Source organism: Magnetovibrio blakemorei, from assembly GCF_001746755.1.
GTDB lineage: Bacteria > Pseudomonadota > Alphaproteobacteria > Rhodospirillales > Magnetovibrionaceae > Magnetovibrio > Magnetovibrio blakemorei.
The window spans coordinates 24,835-33,930 of the sequence record NZ_MCGG01000031.1 but is presented as its reverse complement, the minus strand read 5'-3'; the positions used below and the strand labels follow the sequence as shown (position 1 = coordinate 33,930).

Here is a 9,096-nt window from a genome sequence, read left to right as displayed (position 1 = left end):
CTCCGCCGTTGACAGCAGATGCACGTTACGGGGAACACAAAAGTTACATCTTATTGAAAAACAACGATTCTTGTTTTTCTCCAGATGCATTTTAAGGTTCGCCCTTCAAAATAAATAACGCCTCATTCCTGAGAATGAGGCGTTATTAGTAGGCAAAATGTAGGTGCGTCTCGCTTTTTGCTTTCGAGTCTCACTTTTTGCGTTCACCTACAGGGGAATGGTGGGCCCGGCAGGACCAGCTCAATCAATATATATCAAAGTGTTAGAATAAAGTTTGGGCAAAATACCACTCATAAGAAATCAATAGGTTACATGACGGTTTCCCAAACCTTGGCTGGAGATCAGTCATGAGTTTGGATGCGACTATTTGGGCCTGGCAACAAGAAAAAATTTCTTCCAGCGAAAAGCTGGTGCTTCTTTCTATGGCAGATCGTGCCAACGAAAATCACATTTGCTGGCCATCTGTAACTAGGCTGTCAAAAGATACTTGCTTGCACCGCGAGACAATAATGAAGGCAGTTGAAAATCTGTCTAAAGCTGGAAAAATAGAGGTAATAAAAAAAGGCGGAAGGAATAATAGATATCTTTTAATTGGTGTGAAATGCAGTCACGAACGTGCCTATCTTTCTGACCAGTCCAGAAAACCAGACCAGTCGGAAAAATCATACCAGGACCAGTCGGAAAAATCATACCAGAACCAGTCTGAAAATCCGGACTCTAACCTTTCAAAAAATCTTTCAAAAAAACCTTCCACCTCCTCAACGGGAGGTCGGAGGCTTTTTTCTGATTCTATTTTTCTAAAAGCTGAAAAGAGATGGCCTGAGTACGATATTGATTCTTGCTATCAACAATGGTCAGCGTGGACAAAAGAAGAAACTAAAAAAAATGGAACAGTAATTAAAAACCTCGGTGCAGCTTTTTTAGGTTGGATGCAGACCGACGCGAAAGACAATCCACCCTCCCCCCCCACCGCCAGCAAAATTGCAGAAAATTGATAAAATAATTTTAGACACACTGCAAACTGCCTTTCAAAAACAAGCTGAGGTTTCAAATTTTGACTTGAACCGCAATTTAATGAGTCTGGGAATTTTCACTTACATTAAGCAAACCAGTAATTATGCAGTGCTGACTTTTCTGGCTAAGTCAGAGACTGCAAAAACAGAATCTGAAGCATTTTTCAGAACAGTTCCGATAGAAACTTTTATTAATTTGCAAATCAAGAAATTCGAATTTTTTACTCCTAACAACTTTGAAAATTTTTCTCTCATCCATTCGTTTGATGAGTACTTCAGCTTGCTCATTAAGGCCGATCAACTTTTAATCAAAAAGGACATTTAAAATGATGACTATAAATGAAATGATTCAGACAGCTCGTGACTGGGATGGTACGAACGTGAGCGACATCTTCAATGTTGTTCGCGTGGCATTGGGAGCGGCAAATGATGAAGCTTCTGAGCAATATATCGACTTGCGAGACATTGATTGGTTTGATCAGTTTCGAAACGTTTTGAATGATGCGGGGCATCCGGATTTGTGGCCCGAGGACTTGTCAAATTGTTTCAAGTTTCTGACCATCGACGAGACTGGAAGGGCGATCTGCTGTGATCACCACTTCTCCCCACGCTCGCTGGCAATAACCCTCCTTTCGGATGAAGAAGAGGGGGGTGAGTGATGATGATCCCCGCTTGGCCAGACGCTTCTCCGCTTACGCAAATATGCCCAACCAAGATGGGCCCGCAGCAGATGATGATTTTGACTCAGATATTTGGCGGAATTTTCGGATCTGCGGGCTCCATAATCAACGCTGCTCATAATGGGTAGATTAGTCCCTACAATCACAGTGGCGTGGACCCTGTTGCCATAAGCCAATTGTTAAAAAGGAGTCTTAAAATGGCCAAAATAATAGCAGTAAACGAGATTAGGTTGGACGATAAAACAATTGATTTGTCGAGAGGATTTCCTGCCTTTTTTAGAGCATGGATCGTTGCAAATGATATCAAAACATTGACATGCGGCGACAGACAAAAAGCTGAACAGGAATACGCCAATCTTTGTGAGTTTAGTAAGCGAGGCTGGTGCGGAATAGAAGCGAACCGCTCGGCGAAAAAAATTGAATTTGACCGATGAAAAAAACAGCGAGCCTGAGAGCTAAAGTAACACGGCTTGATCAGAATTATTAGTATGTGTGGGCCCAATTAACAGTCGGTTGACTGTTAGTTGGGCCCACATACTACTCAAAAAAAGCTTATATGATGTCAAAACAAACAAGAGTCTACAAAAACCAGCGTATACGGCGTCTCTTTGATGACGACGAAAAAGTTCGTATGGGCCGCTTGGTTGATGACGGTTTTGACCGACTCATTTCTGGTCGCTGGGGCCCGACCGGTGTACGTACTTTTCACGTCGATTTTAGGTCAACTAAAGGCCTAGGAAGCTCCCCTCCTGCCATCGATTATGCTATTGGTGAGGGCGAGTATGCCAATCGGGATGACTTGGAATTTATCACAGAAGAAAATGATCTTGTTCGCACGGTTGCCGAAAAAATTGAGGTAACGGCACGAATAAAAAATGGGCCCACTGCGGAACGTTCATTGCTAAAACACGTGGTGGAATTACCCGCTAATTTTGAAGCTGAGCAAAGGGCCGAATCTTTAGAAAAAATGGTTGATTACTGGTTGCAAAAAGGGCATCCCGCAGGTGGCGCTGTTCACTATCCACACGGCGGCCAGCCACACGTCCATTTGATCATTGCGGCACGCCCAATAGTACTAAAAGAAGATGGGAGTTTTGAGATTGATAGATCGCCTGAACGGCGGCCTCTCGTGGGTAAAGCCGGAGTCCAAGCCGAGCGCAAAGCTGTCGCCAAAATCATCAACGAAGTGAATGGCGGTGAAATATTTCATCATGGAAAATTAGCTGACACTGGCATTAAGCGAAAACCAAAAAAGCGAGTTTCAATTCGCGCTTATAAGGCGGGGCAGTTTGAGCGCGACTTGGAAATCGTTGCAGATCAATATCAAGAGCATGAACGAGCAAGAGAAGAGGCCAGAATCAAGCGGGAAGAAAAATGCCGCTTGAAAAGGTTAAGGGCCTTAAAAAAAGCTGAGCAGTTGAGAAATGAGGGTTTCACCGTTCTGACGAAAACAGAAGCCAGACATCGGGATGCAATTGCGAAGAAAAAGCTTGACCGGGCGCAGCGTGGTGCCGCCCGTCTCGTTGATGATGAATCTGCAACCGCAAAACAGATCTCATTTTTGGTCGATCTGGCGCAGAAAACTGCACAACGCAAAGTTCTAAACAAAATAATTGATGAAATGGGAGACAACATTTTGACGAAAGGTTGGGTTGGTAAAACGATTCGGCTACTTCAAGAAAACCGTGAAAATGAAATTAGACACCCTGGACGCCAAAATCCGATCAACTTTGACTAGCGTTATGCAAAATGTAATCTGCATATGGCTTCCAGCGAACCGATTTCTGGTTATTCATCCTGTTGTATTTACGATCCATTCGGCGAATCTGGGGGCACGATGTCCTTCAGTAAGCCCGGTGTATCCACGACGAAAATTCATTGAAGAAATAGCATCAATCTATGGCTGAAAATATATACATTCTACCGCTTTTGTGTTGTTTATGGTGTCCGTGATACCTGAAAGGGACGGATATGGACGCAGACGTATACAGGACGTCGCTCGACGCCATTACGGAAAACGGCGATCAGGCATATGCCCACGCCACGGAATTGGCGGAAATCATGGAGCGGTTGGGGCATTCCGAGTATCATCGCCGGTGGCTTGAAATCGGCGACGCGATTCTCGAGTTCCAGCTCCAGAAGGCGTCGTGAGGAATAAGAATGATACCTGATTACCAGACCTTGATGCTGCCCGTATTACAAGAAGCCGCCGACGGTGAGGTCAGCACGCGCGATGTCATCGAAACGCTTTCAGAGAAATATGCCCTTTCCGACGAAGAGCGCGAACAACTGCTGCCCAGCGGCAAGCAGAGAACATTCGACAATCGCGTGAACTGGGCCAAGGGATATCTCAAACAAGCGGGCTTGGTGCGCTATACGAAGCGCGGATTTTATGTCGTGACAGACGAAGGCCAGAAGGTTTTGGCCCAAAATCCCGATAGGATCGACAACAAGTTTCTCAAGCAGTTTGACGCGTTTCTGGAATTTCAAAGCCGCAAAGGCCCGCAATCTGCCGAAAATCAGGATGAAAGTCTAGATGAGGTCCAGGACGACGCGACGCCAGACGAAATTTTGAGAGCCGCACATGCCAAGATCAATGCTTCCTTGGCCTCCGACCTGCTCGATCGCATTCGGGGAGCCTCGCCGCAATTTTTTGAACATCTGATCATCGAACTACTCCTGGCCATGGGCTATGGGGGGACCTCCGAAGACGCTGCACGCGCCCTGGGGCAATCGGGGGATAATGGCGTTGACGGCGTTGTCGACCAGGATCCTCTTGGGGTTGACCAAATTTACGTTCAGGCGAAGCGCTACGCTGAGGGAAACAATGTCGGTGCCGGCGATATCCGCGATTTTTTCGGGGCACTGAACCTTAAAAAGGCGCAAAAGGGCCTGTTCTTTACGACGTCGGGCTTCAGCCCTTCGGCGAAGCAGACAGCCAAGGACCTCGGCATGCGAATCGTGTTAATTGATGGTCAGCATCTCACAAAGTTGATGATCCGCTACAGCATTGGCTGCCGGAATGAAGAGACGTTGCACCTAAAAAGGCTCGATGAAGAATTTTTTGAATAATCATTTTCGTTTGAAACCCGGCCAATACGGCTGGTTCCACGAAGATTTAAAAGTGCATAGAGGGGTAAATTCTTGAACGCCGTCGAGATCGAAGAAGCCATATCCCAACTGGCCGAACAGCCGTTCGACCCGGCTGGCTTCCCGTTCGCCTTCTTGGAGGCCTTTGGCAACAAGGAAACGACGCTCAAGAAGCTGCGCGCGGGCGCTTCCAACAAATCCGATGTGGGCGGCGTGCTGCAAACCAGTAACATCCACATCAAGGTGTGCGCCGAGGGCCAAGTCACTCAAACCCTCTCCGCCCTGAAAGCAAGCCCGGCCTCGACAAAGGCCAAAGCGAAATTCATCCTGGCGACCGACGGCGTCGCGTTGGAAGCGGAGGATATGGCCTCTGGCGAAACCATCGCCTGCGATTATCCGGATTTTCCCAACCACTTCGGTTTTTTCCTGTCTCTGGCGGGTATTTCAACCGTCCAACAAATCCGTGAAAACGCGTTCGACATCCGCGCGACCGGGCGGCTCAACCGGCTGTATGTCGAACTGCTCAAAACCAATCCCGATTGGGGGACAACTGAACGCCGCCCCGATATGAACCACTTCATGGCGCGGCTGATCTTCTGTTTCTTCGCCGAGGATACGGACATCTTCAACGGTACGGGCCTGTTCACCGCCACCATCGATCAGATGAGCGAACGCGATGCCGCCAACACGCATGAAGTGATCGGCGAAATCTTTCGCGCCATGAATACGTCCATCAAAGACCGTGCAAGCGCCAAACTGCCGCGCTGGGCCGATGGGTTCCCTTACGTGAACGGCGGGCTCTTTTCCGGCAGCACGGACGTGCCGCGTTTTACCAAAATCGCGCGCTCCTACCTCATCCACATCGGCCACCTCGATTGGCAACAGATCAATCCCGACATTTTCGGCTCCATGATCCAGGCCGTGGCGGATGATGAAGAACGCGGCGCGCTCGGCATGCACTACACCTCCGTGCCAAATATCTTAAAAGTGCTCAACCCGCTGTTCCTGGATGATCTGCGCGAGAAACTAGAAGAGGCTGGGGACAGCCCGCAGAAACTTCTGAACTTGCGCAAGCGCATGGCGAAAATCAGGGTGTTCGATCCAGCCTGCGGCTCGGGCAACTTCCTGGTCATCGCCTACAAAGCAATGCGCGAAATCGAGGCCGAGATCAACAAGCGGCGCAATGAGCCGGACCGACGTACCGACATCCCGCTCACCAACTTCCGGGGGATCGAACTGCGCGACTTCCCGGCAGAAATCGCGCGCTTGGCGCTGATCATCGCCGAGTTCCAGTGCGATATGCTCTATCGCGGACAGAAAGAAGCCCTGGCCGAATTCCTGCCGCTGGATGCCCAGAACTGGATCACCTGCGGCAATGCGCTCCGGCTCGATTGGTTGAGCATCTGCCCATCCACGGGGACGGGTGTGAAACATCACGCCGACGACCTGTTTCACACGCCGCTTGATCAGGCGCAGATCGATTTCGAGAATGAAGGCGGCGAGACCTACATTTGCGGGAACCCACCTTATTTAGGCTCCACATGGCAATCAACCGAGCAGAAAGAAGACCTTGGGCGGATTTTCGACGGGCGCACCAAAAGCTGGAAGTCGCTCGATTATGTCGCGGGTTGGTTTATGAAGGCCGTGGATTTTGGAATGCATACCGAGAGCAGTGCCGCCTTTGTGTCCACGAACTCGATCTGCCAGGGCCAGCAAGTGCCGATCCTCTGGCCGCTCATCTTCAAGACCGGTCATGAGATCGCCTTCGCCCACACCAGTTTCAAATGGGCGAACTTGGCGAGCCATAACGCGGGCGTCACGGTGGCGATCATTGGGATATCAAATCATGCCGGAAAGATGCGACAACTGTTTTCAATTGCCGATGATGGTGGACTAATCGCAAAGGAGGCGGAAAACATTAATGCCTATCTTGTTGCTGTGCAGAATGTTTCTGTGGTCAAAGCGGTGCAACCGGTAAGCGAGACACCAGAAATGCTGCGGGGCAACATGCCTTATGATGGGGGAAACTTGCTGTTATCGGCCGATGACGTTAAATCTTTAGGCCTATCATCTGCACAACATGATCGATTTATCCGGCGGATATACGGGTCCGCTGAATTTATCCGCGGGCTGGAACGGTATTGTCTTTGGATCGAGGATGAACATCTCGAAGAGGCCATGCAGATTGCCCCCATCCGAAAGCGCATCGAGGGTGTGCGCGATATGCGTCTCGCCAGTAGAGATAAAAGCGCAAATGAAATGGCTGCACGGGCGCATCAAATGCGTGAAATGCACATCGGTGCACATCAAACAATCGCCATGCCCTGTGTCTCTTCTGAAAATCGAGGCTTCTTGCCTGTTGGGTTACTCGATAACCGCTCAACTGTAACCAACCTCGCCTTCGCCCTCTACGACGCCCCCTTGTGGAATATGGCACTGATCGCGTCGCGCTTGCATCTGGTGTGGATCGCGACGGTCTGCGGAAAGCTGAAAACCGATTTCCGCTATTCCAATACCCTCGGCTGGAACACCTTTCCCGTTCCCACGCTCACCGAAAAGAACAAGGCCGACCTGACCCGCTGCGCTGAGGATATCCTTCTGGCGCGCGAGGCGCATTTCCCTGCCACCATCGCCGATCTTTATGACCCCAAGAACATGCCCGCCGACCTGCGCGCGGCCCATGATCGCAACGACGAAGTGCTGGAACGCATCTACATCGGCCGCCGCTTCAAGAACGACACCGAGCGGCTGGAAAAGCTGTTCGAGATGTATACCAAGATGACGGCGAAGAAGGGGGCTGCATGAGCGAAGCGTTATTCGGTCTCCTTGGAGTTATTGTCGGGTCGTTTATCCCGTGGATCAAAGAAGCGCTATCTGCAAGGCGCTCAAGAGCCGAGCACGCCACCTACCTAGCTGTTCGGGTGATTTGTATTCTCGATGAATACATCGAGAAGTGTATTGAGGTTGTTCATGATGACGGCACTGTTATGGGGCTGGCATCACATCGAGATAAAGATGGAAGCGAGCACTATCACCCTGTTGTGCCGCTTCCCGAGGACCCTAAATTCCCTGCCGATGTTGATTGGAAAAGCATCGACAGCGCACTGATGTATCGTATTTTAACGCTCCCAAACAGCGTTCGTAATACGGACAGCCATATTCAGTGGGCAAGTGATGAAGAGGCGTGGCCTCCATACTACGAAGAAGTATATGAAGCGCGCCAGAAGGGCTACGCCAAACTCGGTTTGGAAGCCATCGCCATAATCGACCATTTGCGAGCGACCTATAATCTTCCAGAGAAAACACACGCTACGCAAAATGCTGATTGGACTCCTAAAACAGTTTTGGAAGGGAAACTCAAGAAGCTCGAAGAGCAAAAGCCTGCTGTATTTTCACCGCCTGAAAACATAGTATCCAGTAGCGGGAAGAGGGGGCAGCATGAGTAGCCTGACGGATATTGAGAAGCGTTATCTTGAAAAGCTGTTCGGTATGCAAAGCGGCTATGTTCTGGATTATTCGGACGCTACTTTTGGCGAGTTTTTCAATCGTCATAAGATCGATATTCACGGCTCGAAATATCAGACCTATGGCACGTCCAAAGCCAAAAAGGTGCGGGCTTTCTGGGAGCGTGAGTCGGATGTCTTGGTCAGTAAGGTCCTGTCGGAGATGCTCGATTCATATGAGGCCGATTGCGATCTGAATAATCGGGAACTTGATGTGCCCCTTCTTGAAAAGTCGCGAGGCATTGTTGCACGGCTTTCCGGGAAGCCTGTATCTAGGAAACCGCCTCAGACTGCCGACGATTTTCTCGGACGAGAATTCCATATCCCAAACGTCCAGAAATTACCGATTGAATCGCAGGCCGTACTAATCGTTGAAAACCGGCTTGCCGAAGCGCGGACTGCATTGGGGGCTGGCGCGTATCTATCTGTCATCTTTCTGTGCGGCAGTGTGCTCGAAGCCGTATTGCTTGGGGCGGCTCAAAAGGAACCTTCGCGCTTTAATCGAGCGTCGAGCAGCCCGAAAGCTGCTGACGGCGGCGTAAAGCGCTTTCACGAATGGAGTCTCGCTCAGTTCATAGATGTTTCCTGTGAAGTCGGCCTACTTAAACCCGATGTGAAGAAGTTCAGCCACGGGCTCCGGGATTTTCGCAATTACATTCATCCATACGAGCAAATGGCATCCGGGTTCACACCCGATGAGCATACTGCGAAAGTCTGTTTTCAGGTACTTAAGGCGGCGCTTGCTAGCGTTGCGGGGGAGCGATGATGATTATGGATTTAGTTGGCGAAATGCAGAAACAAGACAACAAA

General features: G+C 49.7%; 10 protein-coding genes. All 10 read left to right on the top strand.

Annotation, left to right across the window (positions count from 1 at the left end; translation table 11 throughout):
• Window positions 1-347 precede the first annotated feature (347 nt).
• The 10 genes from BEN30_RS10620 to BEN30_RS10575 all read left to right on the top strand — a co-directional run bounded on the left by BEN30_RS10620 (window position 348) and on the right by BEN30_RS10575 (window position 9,052).
• Window positions 348-995 carry a helix-turn-helix domain-containing protein gene (locus BEN30_RS10620; protein WP_069958328.1) on the top strand — a complete coding sequence of 216 codons (648 nt, stop codon included), beginning with the start codon at window positions 348-350 and terminating at the stop codon, window positions 993-995.
• Window positions 982-1,338, top strand: a complete 357-nt coding sequence (locus tag BEN30_RS10615) for a hypothetical protein (protein WP_139134974.1) — start codon at window positions 982-984, stop codon at window positions 1,336-1,338. Before BEN30_RS10620 ends, BEN30_RS10615 begins: the two co-directional genes overlap by 14 nt.
• Before the next feature lies 1 nt (window position 1,339).
• A complete protein-coding gene (locus BEN30_RS10610) occupies window positions 1,340-1,672 on the top strand; it encodes a hypothetical protein (protein ID WP_069958326.1) in 333 nt (110 codons plus the stop codon).
• A gap of 218 nt (window positions 1,673-1,890) precedes the next feature.
• The gene (locus tag BEN30_RS10605; protein ID WP_069958325.1) at window positions 1,891-2,127 is read left to right on the top strand and encodes a hypothetical protein; all 237 of its coding nucleotides are present in this window, start codon (window positions 1,891-1,893) and stop codon (window positions 2,125-2,127) included.
• 122 nt (window positions 2,128-2,249) lie between these two features.
• The gene (locus BEN30_RS10600; protein WP_069958324.1) at window positions 2,250-3,431 is read left to right on the top strand and encodes a hypothetical protein; all 1,182 of its coding nucleotides are present in this window, start codon (window positions 2,250-2,252) and stop codon (window positions 3,429-3,431) included.
• 233 nt (window positions 3,432-3,664) lie between these two features.
• Window positions 3,665-3,844 carry a hypothetical protein gene (locus BEN30_RS10595; protein ID WP_069958323.1) on the top strand — a complete coding sequence of 60 codons (180 nt, stop codon included), beginning with the start codon at window positions 3,665-3,667 and terminating at the stop codon, window positions 3,842-3,844.
• 9 nt (window positions 3,845-3,853) lie between these two features.
• The gene (locus BEN30_RS10590; RefSeq protein ID WP_069958322.1) at window positions 3,854-4,765 is read left to right on the top strand and encodes a restriction endonuclease; all 912 of its coding nucleotides are present in this window, start codon (window positions 3,854-3,856) and stop codon (window positions 4,763-4,765) included.
• A 72-nt stretch (window positions 4,766-4,837) separates the two neighbouring features.
• Complete coding sequence (locus tag BEN30_RS10585; RefSeq protein WP_069958321.1) at window positions 4,838-7,588, top strand: class I SAM-dependent DNA methyltransferase; 2,751 nt, start codon at window positions 4,838-4,840, stop codon at window positions 7,586-7,588.
• Window positions 7,585-8,229, top strand: coding sequence for a hypothetical protein (locus BEN30_RS10580; protein ID WP_069958320.1), 645 nt, complete (start codon window positions 7,585-7,587; stop codon window positions 8,227-8,229). Before BEN30_RS10585 ends, BEN30_RS10580 begins: the two co-directional genes overlap by 4 nt.
• The gene (locus tag BEN30_RS10575; protein ID WP_069958319.1) at window positions 8,222-9,052 is read left to right on the top strand and encodes a hypothetical protein; all 831 of its coding nucleotides are present in this window, start codon (window positions 8,222-8,224) and stop codon (window positions 9,050-9,052) included. The genes BEN30_RS10580 and BEN30_RS10575 overlap by 8 nt, the downstream gene beginning before the upstream one ends.
• Window positions 9,053-9,096 lie beyond the last annotated feature (44 nt).